The organism is Maribacter corallii (genome assembly GCF_047345415.1).
Classification (GTDB): Bacteria; Bacteroidota; Bacteroidia; order Flavobacteriales; family Flavobacteriaceae; genus Maribacter_C.
Genome location: NZ_JBLFEP010000001.1, coordinates 985,290 through 1,011,217, shown reverse-complemented (window position 1 = coordinate 1,011,217; position 25,928 = coordinate 985,290). Strand labels below are relative to the sequence as shown.

Genomic DNA, 25,928 nt, shown 5'->3' with positions numbered 1-25,928 from the left:
CCTAAATATTATGGGCAATTCGGTGCTTGAAATTTGAAATTTGGTACCATTATGTTTAAAAAAATATTGATTGCAAATAGGGGAGAGATAGCGTTACGCGTCATACGAACCTGTAAAGAGATGGGCATTAAGACCGTAGCGGTCTATTCCAAAGCCGATGAAGAGAGTCTTCACGTGCGTTTTGCCGATGAAGCGGTTTGTATAGGTCCGGCCCCTAGTAGTGAGTCGTACCTCAAAATTCCGAATATCATCGCAGCAGCAGAGATTACCAATGCTGATGCCATTCACCCGGGATACGGATTTTTGTCCGAGAACTCCAAGTTCTCGAAAATCTGTTCGGAACATCAGATTAAGTTTATTGGCGCCTCTGGAGAGCAAATCGATAAGATGGGCGACAAGGCGACGGCAAAAGCCACAATGAAAAAAGCAGGGGTACCTTGTGTCCCTGGCTCTGACGGTATTCTGAAAGATGTCGCCGATGCGAAGAAGCAGGCCAAAAAGATGGGCTATCCGGTAATGATCAAGGCTACGGCCGGCGGCGGTGGAAAAGGGATGCGTGCTGTTTGGTCGGAGGCCGAAATGGAAGACCTCTATGATAGTGCCGTACAAGAAGCATCCGCTGCCTTTGGTAATGGTGGAATGTATATGGAGAAGTTGATCGAAGAGCCACGGCATATCGAGATTCAAGTAGTAGGTGACCAATACGGAAAAGCCTGCCATCTTTCCGAAAGGGATTGCTCCGTACAGCGAAGACACCAAAAGTTGACGGAAGAAACCCCGTCTCCGTTCATGACCGATAAATTACGCAAGGAAATGGGCGATGCGGCTATTAAAGCTGCGGAGTTTATAAAATATGAGGGTGCGGGAACGGTAGAGTTTTTGGTCGACAAGCACCGAAACTTCTATTTCATGGAAATGAATACCCGAATTCAAGTCGAACACCCCATAACCGAGCAGGTAGTGGATTACGATTTGATCCGGGAACAGATTTTGGTGGCCGGTGGCGTACCTATTTCAGGGAAGAACTACCTGCCCAAATTGCATTCCATTGAATGTAGGATCAATGCGGAAGATCCCTATAACAATTTCAGACCGTCGCCCGGTAGAATAACAACCTTGCACACGCCCGGGGGGCATGGGGTTCGAATGGATACACATGTGTACAGCGGATATAGTATTCCACCGAATTACGATTCCATGATCGCCAAGTTGATTACTACGGCACAGACGCGTGAAGAGGCCATTAACAAAATGAAGCGCGCTCTTGACGAGTTCGTTATTGAAGGCGTAAAGACCACGATTCCTTTTCACAGGCAATTGATGGAGCATCCTGATTACCTTGCTGGAAACTATACCACAAAGTTCATGGAAGACTTCGAAATGGCACCCGAATCGGAGTAATTAGCGAATAAAGTACTTTGAAAACACCGAATAATAACCGACCCTAGGGTCGGTTATTCGTTTTTATACCCTTTTGATGCTAGCGTTTTAGGTGCTTTATCGATAAAATGCCACCGCAAACCTAAAGCGTACAAAGTATGCCCTTTGAGCAATGGGCATAAAACCTACTAGGCGGTCTTTTTAAGTAGGTTTGGCTATTCTTCTACACCTTGTGTCGACCCTTACCCGGGCTTCACCTATTTAAGTGTGATAAGTTCGTATTTTAGTACTATGAACTTGAGTTATTGGGAATATAAATCATGGTTTTCGAATGTTGATTTTACGATAGTAGGTAGCGGTATCGTAGGCCTGAATTGTGCCTTGGTTTTGCGCGAAAAGTATCCTAAGGCCAAAATTCTCGTTTTGGAAAAAGGGATTTTACCCCAAGGCGCAAGTACCAAAAATGCCGGATTTGCATGCTTTGGAAGCTTATCTGAAATACTGGCGGATTTGGAATCCCATAGTGAGGAAGAAACCGTGCAATTGGTTCAAAAGCGCTTTGACGGTATTGCCCTGTTGCGAAAGAATTTGGGTGATACGGCCATCGACTTTCAAAACCATGGAGGACATGAATTGTTTCTTGAAAAAGATGAGCGCTTATATTCACGTTGTTTGAGTGAATTGAGCCGAGTAAATGGCCTGTTGGCGCCCGTTTTTGGTACTGGTTCTTTTGAAATCCGCGAAAATAAATTTCGTTTTAAAGGAATAAAGGAAAGTTACATCACCCATATACACGAAGGTCAAATAGATACCGGTAAAATGATGACCCAATTGCTGCGACTGGTGCAACAAAAGAATATCGGCATCCTAAATGCTACTGAAGTCAAGTCTTTCGAAGACCTTGGACAAGAGGTAAGTGTGCATCTCGAAACAATGGAGTTTAAGACCGGCCGCTTGTTCATTGCAACCAACGGCTTTTCAGAAAAGCTATTGGGAAAGACGGTGGTCCCAGCACGGGCACAAGTGCTGATTACACAACCGATCAAAAAGCTACACATTAGCGGTACATTTCATTTCGATGAAGGGTATTACTATTTTCGGAACATCGATGACCGCATTCTTTTTGGTGGGGGTAGAAATTTGGACTTCAAAGGAGAAGAAACGATGGATTTCGGTCAAACCAAGCGTATACAAGATCAACTGGAAACCCTACTTAGGGAAGTGATAGTACCCCATGCCGTTGTTGAAGTGGATCAACGGTGGAGCGGAATCATGGGGGTTGGAAAACAAAAGAAACCTATTTTGAAACGACTATCTGATCGGGTATACTGTGGTATACGATTGGGTGGAATGGGTATTGCCATAGGAAGTTCAGTAGGGAAAGAGCTGGCTGACTTGGCCTAAAAACAAGAATTTCGTCGAACTTCTTTGATTCTACCAGCGGTAATTTTTATATTAGTGACCCCGTAAAAAGGCTCGGCCCCGAACCTTATTCCCCTAAATATGAACATGCTTTAGTTGGCATTTTGTGCCTGCTATTTCTACCTATTGCCATGGTCGACGTCGATGTGATGCCAAACGCGCCTCATCGAAAGTCGCAAAACCATGAAGAAGGCAAGTGAAAAGCGGAATAAAGAAATCGGTGAGGGTAACGGTAGTTTTGGCAGTAGGGCTTTTAAGCAGCTTTACGGGCTATGCCATGGATAAACCGTTTTCAAAAACCTCGATAACCATCAAAACTACCGTAGTTGAAAACAAAGGCCCCGAGCATCCTAAATTCAACAAAAAATTCAACTCCCTGGTATCAAGGGCCTATTTTAAGCTGATTGTCGAGGCTGAAAGGGCCGATATTCGACTTGGGGAAGAGTACAAAAGACTCTATGCAAAAAATGAGGATAAAATGGATGATTTGGTGATACAGGAAGAATTCACCCTAGTGTACCAGAGATTCTTAGCCCATAGACGCATGCTTTCAGGACTCAAATCATGGAAAGTATTCAGCGACGACCGCACCGGTGATTTGGACTACTTCAAGAAAGAGTACCGAGAGACCGTCTATAATATGTACAAAAAGAAAAGCAGCGACGACGAAATGGTAGCTTTTTTAATGTATCGTCTCGCGGATTTATACCATCTCCCCAGTTAGAAGCAATCCGTATATTTGCCAATGAACACGAAAGAAAGGCTGTATGCTTTCTGCGAAGTATTCGTAAAAACGCGTTTGACACGTATCCATAGGGATATCGACCAAGTTCAAGAAGCGTTGGCCTCTGAGACCAAAAGCAGCGCTGGAGACAAACACGAAACCGGTAGGGCTATGCTACAACTTGAACGGGAAAAATTAGGCCAACAGTTGAAGGAGGCCGAAAAAATGAACCAAATTCTGGTCAAAGTCCCAGTACATGCAGGAGCCACCCGTATTGGTTTGGGAAGTTGGGTCAAGACGTCAAAGGCGAATTACTACCTCGGCATCTCTGCCGGAGCCTATACCGAAAATGAGGAGACCATTTTTTGTATTTCAATGGCAACCCCTATCGCTAAGGCGTTGTTCGGAAAATCCGTTGGGGATACTGCTATTTTTAATGATACTACTTTAGTGATTGAACAGGTAATGTAAAAGCCAAGATTTGGTGATTGATCAAATGTTTTATACTTTTAGTGAGTGAGTACTCACAATTTTTATGACCGATAAGAAAGAACAGATTCTATTTGCCGCCTTAAAACTCTTTGCTAACGAAGGGTATAAAGCCATCTCGACCAATAAGATTGCGAAAGCGGCTCAAGTTTCTGAGGGACTTATATTTCGACACTTTCTCAGTAAACAAGGTCTTTTGGAGGCAATTTTGGAACAGGCATTCGAAAAAATGAACGAGCTGTTCCTTCCTATTATGGTAGAGACCCAACCCAAAAAAGTGTTGGAAAAGTATATCGTGTTGCCTTTTGAAATAGAGACTTCCGAATATCAATTCTGGAAATTACTGTTTAAGCTGAAATGGGAAATAGAATACAGTTCCACGGAAAGAATGAAGCCTATAATCGAAAAATTGACCTGGGTTTTTGACCAATTGAATTATAATGAGCCCAAAAAGGAGGCAGAGGTATTGAGTCATATCATAGAAAGTATTTCAGCGGGTATCTTAAGGGAAGGACTAGACAGTCAGTTGGCCCTACAAGATTTCTTATTGACAAAGTACGAGATACGGAATAACGCATCTAAAAACAGGTAGTATGGGAAAATCAGCATTTGGATATATGTTCTTTGGCTTTCTTTTGACGGGAGTTGTAGTCGCAATGAGCTATCCGTCAACAAAGGGAGAAAACCTTTCTGTACTATTGGATAATCCCGTTGAAGATGAGGCGTACCACAAAATGATGGACGTATTGATGAGTCCCCGCTGCGTCAATTGTCATCCTAGTGACAATATTCCAAAACAAGGGGATGACCGTCATCCGCATTACTTCGGGATGGCTCGTGGCGAAAACAACCTTGGTTACCAAGCCACAAATTGCACCACCTGTCATCAAACCGAAAACAATAGGTATTCAGGTGTTCCAGGAGCCCCTGAATGGTCACTTGCCCCTGATAAAATGAAATGGGAAGGACTCACCAGGAACGAAATTGCCCGATCAATGCTCAATAGACAGCACAATGGCGACCGAAGCCTAACCGAACTGGAACATCACCTGACTGAGCATGAGCTGGTGCTCTGGGCATGGAAACCGGGGGTAGATGCCCAAGGGATTCCCAGAGAACCCCCACCGGTTCCTTTGGAAGAATACCGGGCGGCTGTAAAGGAATGGATTGAAAACGGTGCCATAGTACCTGAGGATTAATAGCTAAATAGCACACCATGAAGATATCATTTACCATAAACGGAACTGCGCAATCAATAGAAATAGCAGATGAAAACACGCCTTTGCTATGGGTGGTTCGAGATATACTTGACCTTAAAGGTACCAAATTCGGTTGCGGCAAAGCGGCCTGTGGAGCTTGTACTTTGCATGTAGGTGGAGAAGCGGTTCGTTCTTGTTCGTATGCGATAAAATTTGTTGAGGGAAAAGAGGTAACCACTATTGAAGGATTGGGAAATGAACAAAATCCGCATCCTGTGCAGCAGGCATGGATCGAAGAGGTCGTACCCCAATGCGGGTACTGTCAGCCCGGCTTCATGATGGCCACTGCGGCCCTACTGAACAAGGTTCCCAATCCGACCGATGAAGAGATAGACCAGAATATCATTAACGTATGCCGCTGCGCCACCTATTATCGTATGCGAAAGGCGATACACAAGGCGGCGGAATTACAGGCTGTAATGAATGCATCCACTGAAACCCAAACATCATAGCCCATGAGCAAGAAAAGAATATCCCGGAGAAAGTTCTTGGTTCGCGGTACCTTAGGTACGGTAGGTGTTCTTGCTGTGGGAACCTATCTATTCAGAAATCCGATTCGGAGGGTTATCGCCGGGGCCGTTGATTCAGGGGAAACCCCTTATTTGGGGGATACAAGTTCGCCGATTATCTGGTTCGAGGTGACTGAGGACAATAGAATCGTTTTGTACAGTCCGAAAGTCGAAATGGGTCAAGGAACCTTTACAAGTCTAGCCCAAATGGCCGCCGATGAACTTGAAGTATCCATAGAACAAATAAAAGTGGTGCATGCGACCACGGCTTCCGGTAATATGGACAGCTTTGCTACGGGCGGCAGTACTTCCGTATCTTCTTTATGGGTTCCGTTACGTGAATTGGCCGCTACCATGCGTGAGATGCTAAAGAACAAGGCTGCAGATAAAATGGAACTTCCATCTGAACAACTGACGATAGAAAATGGGGTCGTTTCCGGTGATGGAAAAACCATGACATATGCAGAGGTAGCGCAGAACGTATCTGAATGGGAGGTGCCGGACATTCCTGATTTAAAGGATATGAAATCGTATCGGTACATAGGTAAACCCATTCCGCGTGTAGATTTGAAGGACAAGGTATTCGGGGCGCCCATTTTTGGAATGGACGCTACCTTGCCAGATATGCTATATGGTGCCGTTGTACGTTCTTCGGCGATTGGGGCGAAGTACATCGATGCCGACATTTCAAAGGCAGAAGCAATGCCCGGAGTCATCAAAATAATCAAAGAACCTGATTTTGTAGGGGTGGTGGCCAATAGCTTGATCGAAGCCGAGAATGCCAAAGATGCCATTGAAGTAAACTGGAAGGTGGAGCGTGATTGGCAGACAGCCGATATAGAGGCCATGATCGCTGTAGGTCAAGGAGAACCTTTTGTGATTCAAGAGGAAGGTGATGCTGAAAGCCTATTAAATGAAGAAGAAAGAATCATTGTTCAAGAATATAAAAGCCCCATAGGGGCACATGCCCAAATAGAACCAAATGGGGCCTTGGCCCATGTAGAATCGAATAAGGCTACGATATATATGTCGACTCAGGTCGTCAAAATCACCCGAGATGAAATCGCGGAGCGATTAGATTTCGAGAAAGACAAGGTCAACATCGTCCCTACTTTTCTAGGGGGCGGTTTTGGCCGTAGATTACATACGCCCAATGCGATACAAGCGGCAGTGATGTCTAAAATAGTCGGCAAACCCGTAAAATGTTTCTTTACAAGAAAAGAAGAGTTTCAAAACGATACGTTTCGGCCCCCGACCCATCATGTGTTAAAAGCGAAGTTGACCGAAAGTGGAATGATAGCGGCAATCGAACATAACGTTTCTAGTGGTGATGTTGCTTTTGGATCTCCTATGTTGCCTGCTATTGCCGCCCCAATTCTTGGGGCCGATTTAGGTGCTTGGAGGGGCGGGATGATCCAGTATGGGGCCATACCCAATTTCAGAACCATTTCATGGCGTGTGACCCTTCCCTTTGCCACAAGCTGGTGGCGTAGTCTAGGGCTGTTGGCGAACACTTTCGCCATTGAGAGTTTTGTCGATGAACTGGCCATAGCCGCGGAGAAGAACCCTGCCGAGTTTCGGTTGGCTCAGATTCAAGACGATACCAGAGGTTTTCGGCTAAAGGAGGTGATTAAGGCGGTGGTTGAAAAATCAGGCTATACCGATGAGGTCATTGATGGAAGGGCTATGGGCTTCGCCGCCTCTACCGACGCCAATACCCCTTGCGCCCAAGTCGTTGAAGTATCCATATCGAACAAGGAAATCAAGGTACATAAGGTGACCTGTGCAATGGACCCCGGAATCGCAGTCAATCCGGATCAAGTACGTGCCCAATGTGAGGGAGCGATTATTATGGGAATGAGTGCGGCCCTATTCGAAAAGATGGATGTGGAAGATGGCCAGTTGACCCCAACCATTTATGGGCCTTATCAAATGGCCTTGATGAAGCATGCACCAAAGGAAATCGATGTGGTCTTGTTGCAAAATGATGATAAACCAGGTGCCGTCGGAGAACCGCCGTTAGGACCAATTGGCGCTGCGGTGGCCAATGCCGTTTTTAGACTTACCGGGCAGCGGCTTCGTGAAATGCCTTTAAAATTAGCCTAAATGATAAAAGAAGCAAGAAGCGTATGACAAAGCAGTTTGGTGGGAAAGTCTCAAAAACGCTGGAACAGGAGTATAGTCGATCCGAACAGTGGGACGGGAAAAAATTCGTGAATTTGGAGGAAACAGGGATGAGCATAAGCCCATTACAGTTGCCCAAATTGCTGTACAAGCAGTTTTTCGAAAAAAAAGGACGCGAACCCCAAGAGCCGCTACCGATACTCCCTTTTGACAAAGAGGCATTCTTGAAACCTTCCGATCGGATGAAGTTTGTTTGGTATGGCCATTCCGTAGTGTTGCTCCGAATGGCCAATAAGACGATCTTGATCGATCCAATGTTCGGACCCAATGCCGGACCTATTTCACCAGTGCCGATTAAGAGGTTTTCGGAGAACACCTTGACACTTATCAACGACTTTCCCGAAATAGATTTGGTACTGCTGACCCATGACCACTATGATCATTTAGACTTGGAGAGTATAGCGCTATTGCTTCCTAAGGTGAAGGAATATTATGTTGCTTTAGGTTGTTCTAGGCATTTGCAAAAGTGGGGGATAGTCAAAGAAAAAATAAGGGAATTCGATTGGTGGAATACGACCAGTTATGCGGGTATTTCAATCACTTTTACACCAACGCGACATTTTTCGGGTAGGGGTTTGACCGATCGTGCAAAGTCGCTATGGGGCGGTTGGGTATTGAAAACAGCGGCTGAAAGGATCTACTTTAGTGGTGATAGTGGTTATGGTGACCATTTTAAGGAAGTAGGGCTAAAATTAGGGCCTTTTGATTTTGCGTTTATGGAGTGTGGGCAATACAATGAGAATTGGCATCAGATACACATGTTTCCTGAAGAGTCGGTGCAAGCCGCCCAAGATGCCGGAGCAAAGCGTATCATGCCTGTTCATTGGGCCGGATTCGCTTTGGCGCAACATCGTTGGACAGACCCTATAGAACGTTTTGTCAAGGCATCGGAAGAGCAAAAGGTGCGGCAGATATACCCCTTAATGGGAGCTGTAGTGAACTATGATTCCCACATCAACAAAAAATGGTGGGAGTCATGATAACGTTATCTCAAAAACACCTAATTCAGGGTGCTATACGAGCTAAAAACCGATTCATATGTATGTAAAAAAGAATTTTGGTCTAAAATCGATACTGCGTTTCAGCGGTGGTCATTTGGTTTGGCTCGCCACTTGGGCCATTGGTACCGCCGTGCTCTATCAGTTTACCGGTTTGAAAGATTGGATGGTCATTCCGTGGTTGCCCTTATCGGTTATCGGAACGGCTGTAGCCTTCTATGTCGGTTTCAAGAACAACAGTGCCTATGACAGATTATGGGAGGCCCGAAAGATTTGGGGAGCCATTGTCAATTCAAGTCGTTCATGGGGAGCCGCCATTCGCGGGTATGTCAGCAATCAGTTTCGGACGGAAAAGGTCGAGGATGCCACGTTAAGATCGCTTCAAAAAAAAATGATCTACCGACATATCGGCTGGTTGTACGCTTTGCGGAGTCAGTTGCTCATCCCAACCCAATGGGAGCATGTGAATCAGGGTAGGCTTGTGGCAAGGGAAGCGAAAAGACGCATGAAGCATTGGGGTGTTGGGTTGTTCAATGACGGGATAACGGAAGATGAATTGAAGGCTTTTTTACCCGAAGACGAACTACAACGTTTGATCAACTACAAAAATACGGCCACCCAAATCATAGATCAACAGTCCCAAGATTTGAAAGAACTCAGAGCACAAGATGTAATTGACGATTTCCGGCATATGGAACTTCAAAAAATTCTCAGTGACTTTTATACTTTTCAAGGGCAATGTGAGCGTATAAAGAAATTTCCATTACCGCGACAGTATGGTAGTATGAGCTTTGTGTTTATCGGCATCTTTATTTTTCTTTTGCCCTTCGGGATGGTGTCAGAGTTCGCCAAATTAGGTGAGTTCGGGGTGTGGTTATCCATTCCCTTTACCATTCTGGTGGGTTGGGTATATCTTATGATGGAGTTGGTGGGTGATTATTCTGAAAATCCCTTTGAGGGGCTAGGAAACGATATTCCGATGCTATCCCTTTGTAGAACCATTGAAATCGATTTACGAGAGATGTTGGGAGAAACCGAATTACCGGAGGCCATTCAACCGGTCAATGATATTCTCATGTAACAATTGAAGAATATAGCCTGATCAATCCAAGGATGGCTTGGCCCTATTGGCTTTTGTTTGAGAAGCTTTTTTCTTGGCTTTCAGTCGTTTTTCGATAGCTGCTCTGGAAGGCTTGGTCTTTTTTCTCTTTTTTGAAACTTTCAAAGCAGCTTTCAAAACGGTCAAAAAGCGTTTGATGGCCAGTTCTTTGTTTTTATGCTGACTTCGACTTTCATCACACTGTATGAGTAAGGTGCCGGCTTTCGTCAATCGATTCCCCAGCTTTAAAAACAGGCGTTCTTTCTCTAGATCGGACAAGGCATTAGAATTCGCGACACTAAATGATAATTCTATTTTTGTGGATACCTTGTTCACATGTTGTCCGCCAGCCCCGCTGCTGCGAACGGCCTTGAACTGTAATTCTTGAAGAAGCAGGGATTGATTCATGTCACATTAGGTAACCGCCAAGCGCTGGTTAATGGTTTCGATGGAAACATTCAAAAAGACCTCTTTGCCTTTTTCAAGGGGTCCGTGATGATGAAAGTAGATGTTCTGGCCTTCATAAGTGCCTTCGATTAAATAATGACCACCCATAAAATAGGACTGATTCACCACTGCCTCGAGTCCTGATTTTCCAGAAACCTTGAATTCATGCGCATATACGATGATACGTCTTTTGGTATCGGCATATGTCTTTATGATGTTAATGGGTATTTTGTTCGCCTCTCCGAAAAGTGAGGCAATATATAAGTCTTTAGGGTGCTGGTATAGATTTTTAGGGGTGTCTTTGGCGATGATTTTTTTGTCACGTAAAACAATCACGCGATCGGCGAACGGTAACATGTCATTGTGATCATGGGTAGCTGTAAGCACGGTAATATTCTCTTTTTTCAAATAAGAGAACAAATTTCTTCGGAGTCCGTTTTTTTGAAAGTTGTCAATGTGACTAAAGGGCTCGTCCAATAATAACACTTGAGGCTGTTGAGCCAATACTCTTGCTAAGGCCACACGTTGTTGTTGGCCCCCACTCAAGGTTCTAACTTTGGTATCGGCAAACTCGGTCATCTCGATCATTTCCAAGAGCTCTTGTGTGCGATCTTGTAGTTCTTCAGGTTCAAAGACCGATAGGTACTGACTAACGTTTTCGAAAACGGTAGTGTAGGGCATCAAATCGAAGTCCTGCGAGAGGTATTTCATATACGGTTCTCCCGGCACTAAATTGTGTAATGGGCCAAGAACTTGAGTTTCTTCCCAATAGACCTCCCCAACCTTTATGTGAAGAAGTCCATAAATTATCTTAAGCAAGGTGCTTTTACCACAACCGCTCTCCCCGATGAGGGAGACGTGTTCTCCACGGCGTACTTTTAGATTGATGTCTTCCAATACCGGAAGCTCATCATAAGCAAAGGAAACATGATCTACTTGTAGCATTCTTGAATGGGGATAAGGTTAAGCGTACTTCCTTTTTATCATTGGATTTTGGTAATCTTTAGTGGGGCATCCCAGTACTGATTTCTAGGGAATAAAGATTAAGGTCCACACCTTAGATAAGAAACGGACATTGGAATAAATTATTGAGGTCACTCCTTAAATTCTTTTAACACCGATTTGTTCGGGAGTTCTTCAAAGCCCATATTGTAGAGCGTAAAACCAAAAATATCAGCATACTCCTCAATGATTTTGGCGGTAGGTTTGCCTGCGCCGTGACCTGCATTGGTCTCTATTCGAATCAGGGTCGGATTCTTTCCGGTTTGTTTTTCTTGTAGTTCCGCCGCAAATTTAAAACTATGGGCAGGTACTACCCTGTCGTCATGATCTCCGGTCGTAATCAATGTAGCGGGATAGGCGGTTCCGGCTTTTACATTGTGAACCGGGGAATAGCCTCTAAGGTATTCGAACATCTCCTTGTTGTCTTCGGCGGTACCATAGTCATAGGCCCAACCTGCTCCTGCCGTAAACGTATGATAGCGTAACATATCCAAAACACCTACCGCTGGTAGTGCTACTTTCATCAGTTCAGGGCGTTGCGTCATCGTGGCGCCTACCAAGAGGCCGCCGTTACTACCTCCTCTAACAGCGAGGTAATCTGATGAGGTATAGTTTTTTTCGATTAAGTATTCAGCTGCCGCGATGAAGTCATCAAAAACATTCTGCTTTTGTAATTTCGTGCCGGCATTGTGCCATTTTTTACCGTACTCCCCACCGCCTCGAATGTTGGGAACTGCGTAAACTCCACCCTGTTCCATCCAAATCGTGTTGACGATACTAAATGAAGGGGTAAGACTCACATTGAACCCTCCGTACCCATAGAGAATGGTCGGATTCTTCCCATTGAGTTCAATGCCCTTTTTATGGGTGATCATCATGGGAATTTCAGCACCGTCTTTAGAGGTGTAAAACACCTGCTTGCTTTCATAATCGGATGAATTGAAATCGATTTCCGGTTTCCAATGGAGTGAATAGGTGCCTTTTTCTACGTTGTATTTATAGGAGGAACCAGGAATGATATAGTTGGTAAAGGAAAAATAAAACTCGGCATCCTCCTTTTTGCCACCGAATCCGGAAGCACTTCCTAAGCCGGGAAGTTCTACTTCCCTGATTAATTTTCCGTCATAGTCGTATTGCAAGATTTTAGAAATGGCATCCACCATGTATTCTGCAAAGAAGTATCCCCCACCGGTGTTGGGAGTGAGCACATTCTCGGTTTCGGGAATGAAATCAACCCAATTTTCAGGGGTCGGATTTTTGGCGTCAACGGTGATGATTTTGGTGTTGGGGGCGTTTCGGTCCGTCATGATGTAGAGCTTGGAGCCTACATTGTCGATAATGGAGTTATCCGATTCCGTGTCCCCTACAATGGTAATAAGCAGTCCGTTCGGGTCTTCTAAATCTTGAATAAAGAGTTTGTTTCCCGAGGTTGAGGTAGCTGCAGAAAGGATTAGATATTTCTCGTCTTCTGAGACACTAGCCCCAACGTAGCGATGTTTTTCGTCCGGTCTTCCGCCATAGATCAATTGGTCTTGTTCCTGTGGAGTCCCCAGTTGGTGAAAGTATACTTTGTGCTGGTCTGTTTTGCTCGATAATTCACTGCCCTCGGGTTTGTCGTAGCTCGAGTAATAGAACCCCTTGTTTCCACGCCATGATAAACCGCTGAATTTGATATCGACAAGCGTGTCTTCAACAACTTCTTTAGTTTCGGTATCGACTACAATGGCTTTTCGCCAATCACTTCCCGCTTCGGAAATGAGGTATGCCGCAAGCGAACCATCTTTCGTAAAGCTTAGGCCTGCCAATGAGGTAGTACCATCTTCTGAAAATGTATTGGGATCAAGAAAGACCTCGGCTTCAAGACCTTCCTTTTGTCGATATACTACATATTGGTTCTGTAGTCCATCATTTTTTGAGAAATAAGTATAGGCACCTTCTTTGAACGGCGCTCCAAGCTTTTCATAATTCCATAATTTTTCTAGACGATCTTTCAGGTCGTTTCGAAAAGGAATAGCCTCCAGATAGCCAAAAGTGGTCTGATTTTGCTCTTTTACCCAAACTTCTGTCTCCGAACTGCGATTATCTTCGAGCCAACGGTAGGGGTCTTTTACTTCGGTTCCAAAATAAGTGTCGATCGAGTCGGCTTTTGAGGTTTCGGGATAGTTCACAGTAAGAGATGCTTTTTTAGTTTCGGTTTTACACGCAAAAAGCGTGATTACTAGTAAAAGAGATGCTATAATATGTTTCATGTTCAGAATCTTAGCAGCTTAAAAATAAGACTAAAAAACCTCCAAAACAGAAGCGTTTTGAAGGTTTTAACATTCAGACTGGTTACATACCCTATACCAATTGGTTTTTAATCAAATATTCAGCTATCTGCACTGCGTTGGTCGCTGCGCCCTTTCTAAGGTTGTCGGATACAATCCACATATTCAAGGTGTTACGTTGTGTTTCGTCCCTTCTTATGCGACCCACAAACACCTCATCTTTGTCGTGGGCGTAGATAGGCATCGGATAGGTATTCGTATCCGGATTATCTTGTACGGTTACTCCCGGGGTGTCGTTCAATAGGCGTCTCACCTCGTTGAGTTCGAAATCGTTCAGGAATTCCACATTTACCGATTCTGAATGTCCGCCCGCAGTTGGTATACGTACTGCTGTTGCACTAACTGAAAAGGTGCGGTCATCCAATATTTTTTGGGGTTCGCGGGCCAACTTCATTTCTTCTTTGGTATATCCATTTTCAAGAAACACATCACAATGAGGCAAGGCATTTCTACTGATGGGGTAAGGGTAGGCCATTTCCCCTTGAATTCCGGCAATCTCGTTTTCCAATTGTCTGACTGCTTTGACTCCAGTTCCTGATACCGATTGGTATGTAGACACGAGAACACGCTTCATTTGATACTTTTTATGTAAGGGTGCCAAGGCCATGACCAGTTGAATGGTAGAGCAATTGGGGTTTGCAATGATTTTATCAGTGGTGGTCAGTTCATTCGCGTTGATTTCTGGGACCACAAGCTTTTTTGTAGGATCCATACGCCATGCGGATGAATTGTCGATAACAGTGGTACCAACTTCCGCAAATTTTGGAGCCCATTCCAATGAAGTATCCCCACCTGCTGAGAAAATGGCAATATCCGGTTGGGCGGCAACGGCATCTGACAATCCGATGATGGTATAGTCCTTTCCTTTATAAGCTAAGGTTTTGCCCACGGAACGCTCAGAGGCCACAAGAAGTAATTCCGTCACTGGAAAATTGCGTTCGGCCAGTACTTTTAACATCACTTCACCAACCATTCCGGTGGCGCCTACGACTGCTACTCTCATGTTTAAACAAATTTAGAAGTGCAAAGGTAGATCAATGTTCTCGACTGGGCAATGTGCTCAAATAGAATCATATAAAAATATAACAAATTGTTTGATTTAAAACAATTTGGATTAGGGCATATAAAAACCGTCAAGTGAGCCGGGGGGCCTCTTGACGGTTTGAAAGATGTACTGGGGTATCGTTAACCCCGCAAGAGAATCGTATTACTTTTTCAGGGCATCACGAATTTCGGCAAGTAACTCCTCGGCGGTTGGACCTGCTGGAGCTTCTGGCTCGGCTGGCTTTTTGGTTTTATTGTAGGCTTTGACAATAAGGAACATGATAAAACCTACGATAATGAGATTGATAATAGTGTTCACCCAGGCACCCCAAGCGATTACGGCCCCTCCTGCTTCCTTTGCGGCCGCAAGGGTAGCATAATCTTTACCGTCCATGGCGATATGTAAATCTTCAAAATTCATACCTCCGGCAAAATACCCAACAAAAGGCATGGCGATGTTGTCGACAAACCCCTTGATGACGGCGCCAAGCGCCCCGGCCATAATTACAGCAACAGCAAAATCAATGACGTTGCCCGTCATAATAAACTCCTTGAATTCTTTTAACATGATAATAGTGTTTAATTGGTTAATAAATAGGAACGAAATTCCGTAGTGGCTGCAATGTACTAAAAAAAAAGATTCCCAAGGAAATGTTAAAAACGAATCTAGTCTTCTAAAATCAAACGCCTTACCCGTTGCGAAATGGCAGTAAGTAATTCATAGGATATCGTATTCGCGGTTTGGGCAAACTGTTCTGCATTTGGGCTTGCCCCGAAAATGATGACCTCATCTCCCTCTTTGCAATCCACTTTCGTGATATCTATCATGACCATATCCATACAGACATTTCCTATTATCGGGGCTTTTTGTCTATTTACCATAACATAGGCCTTACCATTTCCGAAGTGTCTTCCGATGCCATCGGCATGGCCCAAGGGCAAAGTGGCGGTAACGCGATACCCCTCAGAAGTAAATGCCCTATTATAGCCTACGGTTTCGCCTGGTTCGATTTTATGAATTTGCGAAATAACGGTTTTCAAGGTCGCGATAGGTCTTAATTTACGATCTATTTTTACATCGTTTCCAAAACCGTACAGGCCTATGCCACATCTCACCATATCAAACTGCGCTTGTGGATAGTTGAGTAGTCCAGAAGTATTTAAAAGGTGTTTGAACGGGGAATGACTTATTTTTTTGTCAAATTCCTTGGCTATTTTTTGAAAGGTTTCGATCTGTTTGCATGTAAACTCCTTTTCATTATGATCTTCGGATGCCGCTAGATGTGAAAATATCGAAACAATACGAAGTTCGTTTTTTGTTTCGAGTACCTTTTGAATATAATCGATATCGTTCTCCCAAAACCCGAGCCGGTTCAAACCTGTGTTGAATTTAATATGAACCGGGTAGTTTTTTTGTCCGGTTTTTGCCGCTACCTCCATGAACTTGCTTAAAATTCTGGGAGAATAGAGACTTGGTTCCAAACAATGCGCAATGAGTTTCTCAAAATTCAGCGGTTGGGGATGCAACACCAAAATAGGGGTTTTGATACCGGCCTTGCGCAAAAGAACACCTTCCTGAACATAGGCCACGGCAAAATAATCGACCTTTAAGCGCTCCAGTTGTTGAGCAACAGTCACCATATCACTGCCATAGGCAAAAGCTTTAACGACAGCTAGGAACTTGGTGCCCGGATTCAGCTTAGAACGTAAAAAGCGATAGTTATGCGCTAAAGCCCTCAAATCGATTTCGAGAACGGTTTCCAAGGCCTTAGACATCCGTATTTGTTTGGTCAGGATGCACTTCTTGCACTTCTACGTTCATTTCTTTCACTTTTTCCCGTAGCATGGCCTTGTAGTATGCAGCCCGGCTTAAAGGTTCATATTCCTCGGTTTCCCCCAACATCACAATACTGTCATTGTTCGATTTTCGAAAACTGTAGTTGGCTAAATTTCCGGTACGCGTGCAGATGGCGTGAACCTTTGTGACGTATTCCGCGGTCGCCATTAATGCAGGCATGGGGCCAAATGGGTTTCCTTTGAAATCCATATCCAAGCCGGCCACGACAACGCGCACCCCCTTGTTGGCCAAGTCATTGCATACGGTGACGATCTCATCATCGAAAAACTGGGCCTCGTCAATGCCCACCACATCACAAGTATCGCCTAAAATCCGAATGTTGGCTGCAGCAGGAACAGGAGTAGAACGAATTTCATTGGCATCATGGGAAACGACCCTATCTTCATGATATCGGGTATCGACCATAGGCTTGAAGATCTCTACCTTCTGTTTGGCGAATTGGGCACGTTTCAGTCTACGGATCAGTTCCTCGGTTTTCCCAGAAAACATCGAACCACAGATAACTTCTATCCAGCCGAACTGTTCTTTGTGATTAACGGTATTTTCGAGAAACATTTTGTAATTTTAGACTAAAATAAGGTGTTTTTTCGTTCTTGTTATGGGGAACTTCAAGAATTCCCAAAAAAGGCACGCCTTTTGCATCAAATCACATAAGACCGATTAGTTTCACAGATGAAAAAAAAATTGAAAGAGGAGTTGGTCAAGTTGTCTACTGACATCATTACTTCTAAAAACATGACCGAAATCACCGATCTGTACGAGGCGGCAAAAACCATGTATGAGAAATTGGCCGTTCTGAAGTTCATAGATGAGAAGTTGAAAGATATTGAAATCGACGTTTCCAAGAATGTTATTGCTGCCAAATTCGAAGCCATGGCAAACGCTGTTTTGAACGACAATGCAGCCGTTCCGGAAACAAACCCGCATCAAGAGGATATCATGATACCAGGTATGGATACGATTAAGGATATGGTTTCCGAAATGCCGAACGAGACCCCTGTAGATGAGGTATTGGCCGATTTTTTAGGAAAACCCGAGTTGATGAAGAACGATAAGGAAGTTTTCATGCCTCCCAAAGAAAATGGGGTCGAGAAACCACAACTGGTCTCCAAATCATTGAACGATACCCTAAACGGCAAAGAGATCAAGGTAGATCTCAATAATCGCTTGGCATTCGTAAAACACTTGTTTAATGGGAGTACCGAAGATTATAATCGCGTACTGTCACAGCTGGGTACTATTGATACCGAAGAACGTTCCATCGCTTTCATCACCAATATGGTGAAACCTGATTACAACAATTGGGTCGGTAAAGAGGAATACGAAGAACGTTTTATGGGCCTTATCGAACGTAGGTTCGCCTAGAAACCCGCATAAACGAAACAAAAAACCCCTCATAAAGCAATGAGGGGTTTTTTGTTTGAATTTATCAGCTTTACGTACCTTGTCCACGCTAAAATGAAAATAGAAGTAGATGAAAGTTCAAAAAATAGCCTACTACCTTGCGACCGGGGTTTTGACCGCGATTATGGTCTATTCGGTTCAGATGTATCTTCGAAATCCGGATGCCATTGCCGATTATTTTGAAAGTGTTGACTACCCAAGATACCTAGTATATCCGTTGGCCATCGCCAAGATATTGGGTTTGGTAGCCATTTGGGGAAATTTTTCGAAGTGGTTGAAAGAATGGGCCTATGCCGGTTTCTTTTTTGATGTAATGCTCGCCTTTACGGCTCATAAGGTAGCCCAGGATGGGGGAGAGCTATTCTCCATAATTGCGTTCATCGCTTTGATCGTTTCGTATTTTCTTGGAAAAACAGTCAGACCCTAATTTCAGATGACAGGAAAATTGTATTTGATTCCGACGCCGATAGGCAATCTTGAAGATATGACCTTGCGTGCCATCCGTGTATTAAAGGAAGTAGCTATAATTTTGGCCGAAGACACAAGAACTAGTGGTAAGCTCTTGCACCATTTTGAAATTACAACCCCCATGCAGAGCCACCATATGCATAACGAACACAAGACCGTTGATGCTTTGGTAAAACGAATGAAGGCGGGTGAAACAATGGCCCTGATTTCCGATGCCGGTACGCCTGCGATTTCCGATCCGGGATTTCTTTTGACCCGTACCTGTTTGGAGAATGGAGTTGAAGTTGAATGTCTACCTGGAGCCACTGCCTTTGTTCCGGCATTGGTCAATAGTGGATTACCGAATGATAAATTTGTTTTTGAAGGATTCTTGCCCGTAAAGAAAGGACGTAAGACCCGATTACAATTCTTAGCAGAAGAAACCCGCACCATGGTTTTCTATGAATCCCCACATAAATTGCTCAAAACCCTAGGGAACTTTGTAACATATTTTGGCGCTGATCGAGCCGTATCCGTTTCCAGGGAGTTGACAAAACTATATGAGGAAACCGTTCGGGGGACGGCGGAAGAGGTCTTGCAATATTACACCGATAAGCCACCCAAAGGGGAAATCGTAATTGTTGTGGGAGGGAAAAAATAGTCGAAGCTATTTCAAAAACCTCTAAATTAGGCTTATGCTAACACCATGGCTTATTTCTACCTTTACCGTCATCGCGGTGTATTTTTTGGACCGTTGGGAAAACAAACATGTAAAGTCACTTTTTGATTGGGTACCTGCTATACTGTTAGCGTATCTTATTCCTGCGATTATTTCCTATGTATTGGATGTTGATTATTCCCAGGCCATCATCCACGATTTCAGTAAAGACTACTTCATTCCATTGGCGATTGTCGCTGTCATGAGTAGCTTATCTATAGGACAATTAAAGGCTATTGGGTTTAAGCCGATTGTGGTATTTGCCTCGGGTTCTTTGTTTATTGCCATTTTTCCAGTGATAGTACTATTGCTTTTTTTCGATTCCGAATTCATTTCAACAACCATGATGAGCGAGGGCTATTGGAAGGGAATACCACCGATAGTGGGCAGTTGGATAGGGGGCAGCACAAGCCAATTAGTGCTTAAGGAATTAGTGGAATGCCCTGAAAACATATTCCTAACGGTGCTGGTCATGGATAATATTTTGGTAAACGTGTGGACGATATTAATGTTCCAGACCATCAAAAAAAGTAGTAGATTAAATACTTGGATCAAAATAAGTGACGTAGCTATTCCAGAGGATATTCGAGTAGAAAAGGGAAGTAAAATCAATCCGTGGGTGAGCGGACTGATCTTACTTTCAATCGTAGTTCTCAGTAATTTTTTAATCGAAAGTTTCGTGATTAAGGTGGTGCTACTTTCATTTGTAGGGTTGGCCCTAAGTAACTTTATAGCCAAATGGAATTTCAAATTCGCCCTGAAAGCGGGAAGTATTTTAATCATTGTCGTCATGGCGATTTTAGGGTTAAAACTCCAGTTAAATGCATTGGGGTTTGATATTCCTTTTCTGGGCTTTCTTGTAATTTGGCTTATAGGGCATTTCATTTTCATGGTACTTATTGCTAAACTGCTCAACGTGAATATGGCGTGGGTGCCAATAGCCAGTATGGCAAATGTGGGGGGTATCGCGACTGCCCCTGCAGTTACAGCTGCCTATGAAAAGAAATGGATGCCACATGCTATTGTACTGGCAATTTTGAGCATGGCGACGGGAACCTTTTGGGGAATGTTGACGATATACCTCTTACGAAACTATTTTGCCGGCTAATTTTTCCTAGTAGCGTACTGTTAATACACTTTAGGTTTCACGACTAAACCCTTAAAAACTACCCTGTCGTGGTCACAAAACTTTTTCCTGAAATAGATAGAGTTTATTTTATCGAAAAATATACTTTGATACATATCCTTAAAGGGTCAGGAAGTATACAAGTCGATTTTGAAAATTATTTTGACTGGCAAGACAAGGCTATTTACCTTGAAAAAGGGCAATATATCAAGTTCCTATCCGAAGATTTTGTAGTGCGTAAAATAGAGTTTCCAGACGAAACCATGTTTCGGAATAAGGATGTTCGAGTTCTTTTTAAACATTTGATATCTCTGGGTTATATTGATTTTGCTGAATGTTCTGATTGTAAAAGTTTTCTAGATAAATCTATTTTTTCTCAAGATACTGGAAAGATTATCGATATATCCTCCCAACAATGGTATTGGCAAAACCCCTTTCAAGCCAGCAAAACCGAGTATCGAATAATTTTCGATGTAAAAGAGGTAATAGATGAGCAGTTTCCCAATAACCTGACCAATTCGGATGTGGTCAAGTTGATAAACGAAAATGGAATGGACGCTCAAACGTTGGTCCATAAAAAAATAGGGGTATCGATCAATAAACTACTTGCTAAAAAAAGATTGGTCGAAAGTAAACGGAAAGTTGCATTTACTGATAAGAATATACAAGAGATATCCTATGAAATAGGGTTTAAAGATGCCGCATACTTCAATAAAGTCTTTAAGAATGCCACAGGTAGTACGCCCTCTGAGTTCCGTAAGAATTTTGAATTTAAAGAGCGTGATACTTTTGTTCAAGATATTCTGGATTTAATAAAGTCGCATCATACTGAGCAACGTTCATTGGAGTTCTACGCTAACAAGATGAACCTCGCCGTAAAAACACTATCTAAAAAAACCCGGAATAAGCTAAATACCTCTTTGGGCCAGTTAATTCGTAGTGAGCTGATAAGTTCTTCTAAAATTAGTCTAGCTGAAGATAGGCCTATTCAAGAGATTGCATATCAAATGGGTTTTGAGGAATCCAATCACTTTTCGAACTTCTTCAAACATCATACGGGAAAAACCCCATCAGAATTCAAATCGGAAAAGTACAACTTTTAGCGTCTTTTTTGTAGCCTTAAAAAGGCACTTCCATTTCATCTTTGCAGTATAAAATTCACTAAAAATCATAAGATGGATATTAAAGCACAAGTAACACAAATGGATGCAATAGTAGCTCAAGGAGCTATTGTTGACGCTGTAAAAGAATTTTTTGCGGATAACGCGACTACTTCTGATTATGGAAATGGAGCAACAAATGGGAAACATGAAATGATTGTAAAAATGGAGGGTTTTGCCGGTTCGATTGCCGCCGTTAATGGTATTACCCATCATCACTCTCTTGTTGACGGAAATGTTTCGGCCTCTGAATTCACATTTGACTTTGATATGAAAGACGGCAGTAAAATTTACTGGCATGAAATCATTCGCCGCGTCTGGAATGATGAAGGGAAAGTCATTCAAGAGGAATATTTCAATGCCGCTTAATACAAAAAAAATTATTCAATATTAAAATCATGAAATTCATAACTAAAAGAATACACGCATTATTAGATTACCCGGTTGCTCTAGCCCTCATAGTGCTTCCTTTCTTGCTAGGTTTGGGAGAATCCAATCCCTTAGCATTACAGCTTTCTATGGCCACCGGGATCGCTGCACTTGTTTTAACTATATTAACTGACCATCATCTTGGGATACTTAAAGTTGTTCCATATCGGGTTCATTTGATGGTTGATTTTTTGGTTGCCGTAGTATTTATTTTGGCGCCATTTATTTTCTCATTCGAGGGGATGGATGCCTACTACTATTGGAGTAACGGTATCGCGGTTTTAATTGTGGTGAGCTTGCACAAACCGGAAGTGGTTAGCGTATAGGTTTTGCTATCGTAAACTGTTTTAAAGCACATTGATTTTATAATCGATGTGCTTTGACTTTATAATTCTTAAGCTATCTTATCATACAATTAAGAACCCCGTGAATATGGAAGAATTACTATCTGAAATCAGAAGCTGTGAAGTCTGTAAAGCCTATTTACCATTAGGGCCGCGACCTATCGTAACGGCCCATTCCGAAGCCAAGATCATTATTATCGGTCAAGCCCCGGGAACCAAGGTACATGAAACAGGGGTGGCTTGGGATGACCCTAGTGGGAAACAATTGCGAAAATGGTTGGGAGTGACTGATAAAGAATTCTATGATGAAAGAAAGTTTGCCCTGGTACCTATGGGTTTTTGCTACCCCGGCAAAGGCAAAGGAGGAGATTTGCCTCCGCGCACCGAATGCGCCCCCCTGTGGCATGAACAACTATGGAATCAGATGCCTAGTTTGGAACTCATTATCCTTATTGGCACGTATGCTCAGAAGTACTACTTAAAAGAAGAAATGGAAAAGAACCTGACCGAAACGGTAAAGGCCTATCAAAACTATATGCCCCGGTATTTTCCTTTGCCCCACCCCTCGCCCCGTAACCGGTTTTGGCTATCAAAAAACCCCTGGTTTGGAGAAGAGGTACTACCTGCTTTAGAAAAAAGGGTCGCTGAAAGTTTAGAGGTTGATAGCGGCTCTTAAACGACTAAAGGTTTCCGGCTTCATATTGAGGTACGAAGCCAGGTATTTTTGGGGAATGACCTTCAACTCTTCTGGGCAACGCAGCATAAAAGCGAGATACCGTTCGCGAGTGTCCAATGTCAATAGTTCGATTTCCCTTGAAAGCCGCCCCAGGAGGACGTTCTTGAAAAAAACATGCCCCCATTCGTGGGCTCCGGAAAACTGCTGAAACACGTTTTGATAGTCAGTATATGTAATGCCCAATACCCGCGTGGGTTTTAGCGCCTCCAAAAAAAGGGTCGATGGCTTTCTTGTACTAAAGGAATCGAAGACGCCTGAAGGACTTCCCGTATAGGAAAAGCCGAGGACAACTTTTTCTCCTTTTTCATTCAGTACATAAACGGCCTGTACCCCTTCCAAAACAAAGTAGAAGTAATTTTCAGTGGTGCCGGCCTCGGTTAAGAGATCGTATTGTCGAAAGGACTTTACCTCCCACAAATCCCGGAAAAGACGTTTAGATTCCCCTTCTATTTCCAGTAGGGAAAAGAATGTTTTGAGTTGTTCAAATTCCGAATCGGTCATGGCCATAAAAATACCGATTTCCTTCTAATGTCTTAGGAATCCATTTGCTGTAAGACCTCTTCGATTTGAAGCATGTGCCGTTCCATATGAGCTATCAAGAATTCGAAGCTTTCAGGCAAGTAGAACTTCACAATAGGGCCAATTCCTGAATTGATCTTGATCGCTTTGACTTCCTTGAAACGAGTGACCAAAATGGCATTTTTTAGGTGTAGTTGCAACTTCTTAAAGCGCTCGAAAACAGGGACAATAGTCGCTTCATCAAGAGTTTCCAACTGTAGTAAGGGCTCGAACTTCTTTAGCGTTTTGATTTTTAATTTGCGTTGACCTCCTTTGGGTTTTACGCCGTTAATGATAAAACGCTGCCACCAATTCGGTGTAAATGAGGTGTTGTCACCCGCTTTTTCCGGAAGCTTTTCCAAAGCAGAATCGATTTTGTCTACATAAATATCATAGGCAACACTCAAGTGCTCGATGATTTCAATTACCGACCATGACTTCGGTCTGGGCCGATATACCAATTGATTTGTTGGCAGCGACGCAAGGTTTTCTACGGTGTTGAGAATGGAATTCAACCGTTGAATTTGATTTTCTGGAGTAATGACCAGTTTTGCCATAACCGTTCGTTTTTTTGATTACAACAAAGTTCTATGATCTTAGGGAAACAAAGTTTGATTTGAATCAAGAAATCAGGCGTATTAAGTAAAAACCCTGCTGTCGGGCAGGGTCAAGTATGAAAAAGTGTTTTCTAGTATCTACTACCGTCGTGCTTTCCTTTTTCCCATCCATGTTTTCCTAGATATTGGTCACCACTTTCTACAGCCCCCTCTTCTATGGAGGTGCCCATAGAGTCGTTCCATCGATTTAAATAGCCGAACAATGAAATCACGCCCAACATTTCAACGATTTCGCCTTCGTTCCAATGCTCATAAAGTCGTGCTTTGATGTTTGTATCCACCGCATTGGGTACTTGGGAGGCTTGCAGAGAGAAATCCAATGCGGCCCGTTCCGCTTCTGAGAAGGCGGGGTGGGTGCGGTACTCCCAGATGTTGTCCAATTGTTCTTGCTCGGCGCCATAGCGTTCCGCCGCGCGAATCGCATGCGCTTGGCAGTAGCGACATCCCGTAGCATTACTACTGACCCAGGCGATCATGCGTTTTAAGGCCGAAGTTACACGGCCTTCATTGGCCATAACAGCTTTATTCAAGTTGATAAAGGCTTTTGAGATGGCCGGGCGATGCTGCATCGTCAATACGGAATTGGGGCAAAACCCAAGGGTCTCATTAAAGAATTTAGCCAACTCTGCAGTTTCAGGGCTGTGGCTGGGGTCAAGCGGATTTACTAAGGGCATATCGTATGGTTTGAAATTAACTGACATTTTTAAATGTAGGAAAAAGACTTCGAAATTATTTATTCCATCTCAAATGACAGTATTGATTATCGTATTTTTGTACCAACACAAGAAACAAAAAATTATGGCGACTACAAATCATATCACAACGAAATGGCTCGGCAATATGGCCTTTGAAAGTAATAACCCTTCAGGATACAACCTTACTATCGACATTGCCAAGGAAGATGGTGGTGATGGTAGCGGAATGCGTCCTAAAGCATTGATGCTTTCTTCACTTGCGGGCTGCTCCGGTCTCGATGTGGCATCCCTTATGAAGAAAATGAAATTAGAAGTAGATGAATTTACCATCGAAACCATTGCCAATCTTACTGATGAACATCCAAGGTATTATGACAAGGTGACAATAGAATATCATTTTCACGGATCAAATCTTTCTGAAGGAAAACTGCAAAGGGCGGTGGATCTTTCCATTGAGAAATACTGCGGGGTCATGGAGATGTTCCGACGGTTCGCTGAATTGGAAATAAAGACTGTTTTTCATCACCAATAAAATTAAACACAAATTCAAAGGTCAATTACAAATTCAATGGCATGCAGCATAAACCGTATGACTTAGAAGAGAGATTGGTGAATTTTGCAGCGGACATTGCATTGTTCTGCAAGGCGATGCCCAATGATTTTATTGGTCAATATTATGGACATCAACCATTGCGCTCCGCAGGAAGTTCTGCGCTTAACTTTGGGGAAATGCAAGGTGCCCAGACCAATAAGGACTTCAGGAATAAAGCCACTATTTCGCTGAAAGAATTGAAAGAATCACGAATTAATCTTAAAATCCTTTCAAAGATTCAATACGGTAAAAACCCTAAAAGGACCCAACTTTTGGATGAAGTCGAACAATTGATAAGGATTACAGCAACGATTATAAAGAATAAAACTGAATAGGTGTCCAACTTTGTGTTTGAGTTTG

At 43.3% G+C, this 25,928-nt stretch carries 30 protein-coding genes; 20 read left to right on the top strand and 10 right to left on the bottom strand.

Annotated elements, in window-relative coordinates; translation table 11 throughout:
• Positions 1-51 precede the first annotated feature (51 nt).
• From accC to ACKWCA_RS04615, 10 genes are all read left to right on the top strand, one after another.
• Entirely contained in the window at positions 52-1,401 is a 1,350-nt protein-coding gene (accC, locus tag ACKWCA_RS04660) for an acetyl-CoA carboxylase biotin carboxylase subunit (protein ID WP_413976973.1), read from the top strand.
• A 270-nt stretch (positions 1,402-1,671) separates the two neighbouring features.
• Positions 1,672-2,784 carry an NAD(P)/FAD-dependent oxidoreductase gene (locus tag ACKWCA_RS04655; RefSeq protein ID WP_413976972.1) on the top strand — a complete coding sequence of 371 codons (1,113 nt, stop codon included), beginning with the start codon at positions 1,672-1,674 and terminating at the stop codon, positions 2,782-2,784.
• Between the two features lie 214 nt (positions 2,785-2,998).
• Positions 2,999-3,526 (top strand): hypothetical protein, encoded by a 528-nt coding sequence (locus tag ACKWCA_RS04650; RefSeq protein ID WP_413976971.1) that lies wholly within the window; start codon positions 2,999-3,001, stop codon positions 3,524-3,526.
• A 21-nt stretch (positions 3,527-3,547) separates the two neighbouring features.
• Positions 3,548-3,997: a 3-oxoacyl-ACP synthase gene (locus ACKWCA_RS04645; RefSeq protein ID WP_413976970.1), complete on the top strand. Its 450-nt coding sequence runs from the start codon at positions 3,548-3,550 to the stop codon at positions 3,995-3,997.
• A 64-nt stretch (positions 3,998-4,061) separates the two neighbouring features.
• On the top strand, positions 4,062-4,607 hold the full coding sequence (locus tag ACKWCA_RS04640; RefSeq protein WP_413976969.1) for a TetR/AcrR family transcriptional regulator: 546 nt from the start codon (positions 4,062-4,064) through the stop codon (positions 4,605-4,607).
• A 1-nt stretch (position 4,608) separates the two neighbouring features.
• Positions 4,609-5,214, top strand: coding sequence for a hypothetical protein (locus ACKWCA_RS04635; protein WP_413976968.1), 606 nt, complete (start codon positions 4,609-4,611; stop codon positions 5,212-5,214).
• Between the two features lie 17 nt (positions 5,215-5,231).
• Positions 5,232-5,726 (top strand): (2Fe-2S)-binding protein, encoded by a 495-nt coding sequence (locus ACKWCA_RS04630; RefSeq protein ID WP_413976967.1) that lies wholly within the window; start codon positions 5,232-5,234, stop codon positions 5,724-5,726.
• A 3-nt stretch (positions 5,727-5,729) separates the two neighbouring features.
• The gene (locus tag ACKWCA_RS04625; protein WP_413976966.1) at positions 5,730-7,889 is read left to right on the top strand and encodes a xanthine dehydrogenase family protein molybdopterin-binding subunit; all 2,160 of its coding nucleotides are present in this window, start codon (positions 5,730-5,732) and stop codon (positions 7,887-7,889) included.
• A gap of 23 nt (positions 7,890-7,912) precedes the next feature.
• Positions 7,913-8,947 carry an MBL fold metallo-hydrolase gene (locus ACKWCA_RS04620; protein ID WP_413976965.1) on the top strand — a complete coding sequence of 345 codons (1,035 nt, stop codon included), beginning with the start codon at positions 7,913-7,915 and terminating at the stop codon, positions 8,945-8,947.
• A gap of 58 nt (positions 8,948-9,005) precedes the next feature.
• Positions 9,006-10,046 (top strand): bestrophin family protein, encoded by a 1,041-nt coding sequence (locus ACKWCA_RS04615; RefSeq protein WP_413976964.1) that lies wholly within the window; start codon positions 9,006-9,008, stop codon positions 10,044-10,046.
• Between the two features lie 21 nt (positions 10,047-10,067).
• Here the strand turns inward: ACKWCA_RS04615 and arfB are convergent, their stop codons facing one another.
• The 7 genes from arfB to ACKWCA_RS04580 form a co-directional block, all read right to left on the bottom strand.
• Positions 10,068-10,472 carry an alternative ribosome rescue aminoacyl-tRNA hydrolase ArfB gene (gene arfB / locus ACKWCA_RS04610; RefSeq protein ID WP_413976963.1) on the bottom strand — a complete coding sequence of 135 codons (405 nt, stop codon included), beginning with the start codon at positions 10,470-10,472 and terminating at the stop codon, positions 10,068-10,070.
• 6 nt (positions 10,473-10,478) lie between these two features.
• The gene (locus ACKWCA_RS04605; protein WP_413976962.1) at positions 10,479-11,456 is read right to left on the bottom strand and encodes an ABC transporter ATP-binding protein; all 978 of its coding nucleotides are present in this window, start codon (positions 11,454-11,456) and stop codon (positions 10,479-10,481) included.
• 149 nt (positions 11,457-11,605) lie between these two features.
• Positions 11,606-13,762: a prolyl oligopeptidase family serine peptidase gene (locus ACKWCA_RS04600; RefSeq protein ID WP_413976961.1), complete on the bottom strand. Its 2,157-nt coding sequence runs from the start codon at positions 13,760-13,762 to the stop codon at positions 11,606-11,608.
• 91 nt (positions 13,763-13,853) lie between these two features.
• On the bottom strand, positions 13,854-14,843 hold the full coding sequence (locus ACKWCA_RS04595) for an aspartate-semialdehyde dehydrogenase (protein WP_413976960.1): 990 nt from the start codon (positions 14,841-14,843) through the stop codon (positions 13,854-13,856).
• A gap of 204 nt (positions 14,844-15,047) precedes the next feature.
• Positions 15,048-15,452, bottom strand: a complete 405-nt coding sequence (mscL, locus tag ACKWCA_RS04590) for a large conductance mechanosensitive channel protein MscL (RefSeq protein WP_413976959.1) — start codon at positions 15,450-15,452, stop codon at positions 15,048-15,050.
• A 98-nt stretch (positions 15,453-15,550) separates the two neighbouring features.
• The gene (gene alr / locus ACKWCA_RS04585; RefSeq protein ID WP_413976958.1) at positions 15,551-16,660 is read right to left on the bottom strand and encodes an alanine racemase; all 1,110 of its coding nucleotides are present in this window, start codon (positions 16,658-16,660) and stop codon (positions 15,551-15,553) included.
• Complete coding sequence (locus ACKWCA_RS04580; protein ID WP_413976957.1) at positions 16,653-17,297, bottom strand: thymidine kinase; 645 nt, start codon at positions 17,295-17,297, stop codon at positions 16,653-16,655. Before ACKWCA_RS04580 ends, alr begins: the two co-directional genes overlap by 8 nt.
• A 117-nt stretch (positions 17,298-17,414) precedes the next feature.
• Between ACKWCA_RS04580 and ACKWCA_RS04575 the strand changes: the two genes are divergently transcribed.
• The 8 genes from ACKWCA_RS04575 to ACKWCA_RS04540 all read left to right on the top strand — a co-directional run bounded on the left by ACKWCA_RS04575 (position 17,415) and on the right by ACKWCA_RS04540 (position 23,046).
• Positions 17,415-18,107 carry a hypothetical protein gene (locus ACKWCA_RS04575; RefSeq protein ID WP_413976956.1) on the top strand — a complete coding sequence of 231 codons (693 nt, stop codon included), beginning with the start codon at positions 17,415-17,417 and terminating at the stop codon, positions 18,105-18,107.
• A 109-nt stretch (positions 18,108-18,216) separates the two neighbouring features.
• Positions 18,217-18,573: a DoxX family protein gene (locus tag ACKWCA_RS04570; protein ID WP_413976955.1), complete on the top strand. Its 357-nt coding sequence runs from the start codon at positions 18,217-18,219 to the stop codon at positions 18,571-18,573.
• Between the two features lie 6 nt (positions 18,574-18,579).
• Positions 18,580-19,254, top strand: coding sequence for a 16S rRNA (cytidine(1402)-2'-O)-methyltransferase (gene rsmI / locus ACKWCA_RS04565; RefSeq protein ID WP_413976954.1), 675 nt, complete (start codon positions 18,580-18,582; stop codon positions 19,252-19,254).
• 34 nt (positions 19,255-19,288) lie between these two features.
• Entirely contained in the window at positions 19,289-20,419 is a 1,131-nt protein-coding gene (locus ACKWCA_RS04560; protein WP_413976953.1) for a DUF819 family protein, read from the top strand.
• 68 nt (positions 20,420-20,487) lie between these two features.
• Entirely contained in the window at positions 20,488-21,540 is a 1,053-nt protein-coding gene (locus ACKWCA_RS04555; RefSeq protein ID WP_413976952.1) for a helix-turn-helix domain-containing protein, read from the top strand.
• A 72-nt stretch (positions 21,541-21,612) separates the two neighbouring features.
• Positions 21,613-21,966 (top strand): hypothetical protein, encoded by a 354-nt coding sequence (locus tag ACKWCA_RS04550; RefSeq protein ID WP_413976951.1) that lies wholly within the window; start codon positions 21,613-21,615, stop codon positions 21,964-21,966.
• A gap of 29 nt (positions 21,967-21,995) precedes the next feature.
• Positions 21,996-22,352, top strand: coding sequence for an SPW repeat domain-containing protein (locus ACKWCA_RS04545; RefSeq protein ID WP_413976950.1), 357 nt, complete (start codon positions 21,996-21,998; stop codon positions 22,350-22,352).
• A gap of 106 nt (positions 22,353-22,458) precedes the next feature.
• The gene (locus ACKWCA_RS04540) at positions 22,459-23,046 is read left to right on the top strand and encodes a uracil-DNA glycosylase family protein (protein WP_413976949.1); all 588 of its coding nucleotides are present in this window, start codon (positions 22,459-22,461) and stop codon (positions 23,044-23,046) included.
• Here ACKWCA_RS04540 and ACKWCA_RS04535 read toward each other — a convergent pair.
• From ACKWCA_RS04535 to ACKWCA_RS04525, 3 genes are all read right to left on the bottom strand, one after another.
• Positions 23,023-23,613: a Crp/Fnr family transcriptional regulator gene (locus tag ACKWCA_RS04535; RefSeq protein ID WP_413976948.1), complete on the bottom strand. Its 591-nt coding sequence runs from the start codon at positions 23,611-23,613 to the stop codon at positions 23,023-23,025. The two genes, ACKWCA_RS04540 and ACKWCA_RS04535, sit on opposite strands and share 24 nt — an antisense overlap.
• 26 nt (positions 23,614-23,639) lie before the next feature.
• Positions 23,640-24,221, bottom strand: a complete 582-nt coding sequence (locus ACKWCA_RS04530; protein ID WP_413976947.1) for a DinB family protein — start codon at positions 24,219-24,221, stop codon at positions 23,640-23,642.
• A 131-nt stretch (positions 24,222-24,352) separates the two neighbouring features.
• Entirely contained in the window at positions 24,353-24,955 is a 603-nt protein-coding gene (locus ACKWCA_RS04525) for a carboxymuconolactone decarboxylase family protein (protein WP_413976946.1), read from the bottom strand.
• Between the two features lie 124 nt (positions 24,956-25,079).
• On the opposite strand from ACKWCA_RS04525, the gene ACKWCA_RS04520 reads away from it, so the two are divergent.
• Both ACKWCA_RS04520 and ACKWCA_RS04515 read left to right on the top strand, forming a co-directional pair.
• Positions 25,080-25,508 (top strand): OsmC family protein, encoded by a 429-nt coding sequence (locus ACKWCA_RS04520; protein WP_413976945.1) that lies wholly within the window; start codon positions 25,080-25,082, stop codon positions 25,506-25,508.
• Between the two features lie 41 nt (positions 25,509-25,549).
• Positions 25,550-25,903 (top strand): four helix bundle protein, encoded by a 354-nt coding sequence (locus tag ACKWCA_RS04515; RefSeq protein ID WP_413976944.1) that lies wholly within the window; start codon positions 25,550-25,552, stop codon positions 25,901-25,903.
• The last annotated feature ends 25 nt before the right edge of the window (positions 25,904-25,928 follow it).

Coding starts and splice junctions, on each gene's coding strand:
- accC (WP_413976973.1), top strand. CDS start 52: ATGTTTAAAAAAATATTGATTGCAAATAGGGGAGAGATAGCGTTACGC.
- ACKWCA_RS04655 (WP_413976972.1), top strand. CDS start 1,672: ATGAACTTGAGTTATTGGGAATATAAATCATGGTTTTCGAATGTTGAT.
- ACKWCA_RS04645 (WP_413976970.1), top strand. CDS start 3,548: ATGAACACGAAAGAAAGGCTGTATGCTTTCTGCGAAGTATTCGTAAAA.
- ACKWCA_RS04640 (WP_413976969.1), top strand. CDS start 4,062: ATGACCGATAAGAAAGAACAGATTCTATTTGCCGCCTTAAAACTCTTT.
- ACKWCA_RS04635 (WP_413976968.1), top strand. CDS start 4,609: ATGGGAAAATCAGCATTTGGATATATGTTCTTTGGCTTTCTTTTGACG.
- ACKWCA_RS04630 (WP_413976967.1), top strand. CDS start 5,232: ATGAAGATATCATTTACCATAAACGGAACTGCGCAATCAATAGAAATA.
- ACKWCA_RS04625 (WP_413976966.1), top strand. CDS start 5,730: ATGAGCAAGAAAAGAATATCCCGGAGAAAGTTCTTGGTTCGCGGTACC.
- ACKWCA_RS04620 (WP_413976965.1), top strand. CDS start 7,913: ATGACAAAGCAGTTTGGTGGGAAAGTCTCAAAAACGCTGGAACAGGAG.
- ACKWCA_RS04615 (WP_413976964.1), top strand. CDS start 9,006: ATGTATGTAAAAAAGAATTTTGGTCTAAAATCGATACTGCGTTTCAGC.
- arfB (WP_413976963.1), bottom strand. CDS start 10,472: ATGAATCAATCCCTGCTTCTTCAAGAATTACAGTTCAAGGCCGTTCGC.
- ACKWCA_RS04605 (WP_413976962.1), bottom strand. CDS start 11,456: ATGCTACAAGTAGATCATGTTTCCTTTGCTTATGATGAGCTTCCGGTA.
- ACKWCA_RS04600 (WP_413976961.1), bottom strand. CDS start 13,762: ATGAAACATATTATAGCATCTCTTTTACTAGTAATCACGCTTTTTGCG.
- ACKWCA_RS04595 (WP_413976960.1), bottom strand. CDS start 14,843: ATGAGAGTAGCAGTCGTAGGCGCCACCGGAATGGTTGGTGAAGTGATG.
- mscL (WP_413976959.1), bottom strand. CDS start 15,452: ATGTTAAAAGAATTCAAGGAGTTTATTATGACGGGCAACGTCATTGAT.
- alr (WP_413976958.1), bottom strand. CDS start 16,660: ATGTCTAAGGCCTTGGAAACCGTTCTCGAAATCGATTTGAGGGCTTTA.
- ACKWCA_RS04580 (WP_413976957.1), bottom strand. CDS start 17,297: ATGTTTCTCGAAAATACCGTTAATCACAAAGAACAGTTCGGCTGGATA.
- ACKWCA_RS04575 (WP_413976956.1), top strand. CDS start 17,415: ATGAAAAAAAAATTGAAAGAGGAGTTGGTCAAGTTGTCTACTGACATC.
- ACKWCA_RS04570 (WP_413976955.1), top strand. CDS start 18,217: ATGAAAGTTCAAAAAATAGCCTACTACCTTGCGACCGGGGTTTTGACC.
- rsmI (WP_413976954.1), top strand. CDS start 18,580: ATGACAGGAAAATTGTATTTGATTCCGACGCCGATAGGCAATCTTGAA.
- ACKWCA_RS04560 (WP_413976953.1), top strand. CDS start 19,289: ATGCTAACACCATGGCTTATTTCTACCTTTACCGTCATCGCGGTGTAT.
- ACKWCA_RS04550 (WP_413976951.1), top strand. CDS start 21,613: ATGGATATTAAAGCACAAGTAACACAAATGGATGCAATAGTAGCTCAA.
- ACKWCA_RS04545 (WP_413976950.1), top strand. CDS start 21,996: ATGAAATTCATAACTAAAAGAATACACGCATTATTAGATTACCCGGTT.
- ACKWCA_RS04540 (WP_413976949.1), top strand. CDS start 22,459: ATGGAAGAATTACTATCTGAAATCAGAAGCTGTGAAGTCTGTAAAGCC.
- ACKWCA_RS04535 (WP_413976948.1), bottom strand. CDS start 23,613: ATGGCCATGACCGATTCGGAATTTGAACAACTCAAAACATTCTTTTCC.
- ACKWCA_RS04530 (WP_413976947.1), bottom strand. CDS start 24,221: ATGGCAAAACTGGTCATTACTCCAGAAAATCAAATTCAACGGTTGAAT.
- ACKWCA_RS04525 (WP_413976946.1), bottom strand. CDS start 24,955: ATGCCCTTAGTAAATCCGCTTGACCCCAGCCACAGCCCTGAAACTGCA.
- ACKWCA_RS04520 (WP_413976945.1), top strand. CDS start 25,080: ATGGCGACTACAAATCATATCACAACGAAATGGCTCGGCAATATGGCC.
- ACKWCA_RS04515 (WP_413976944.1), top strand. CDS start 25,550: ATGCAGCATAAACCGTATGACTTAGAAGAGAGATTGGTGAATTTTGCA.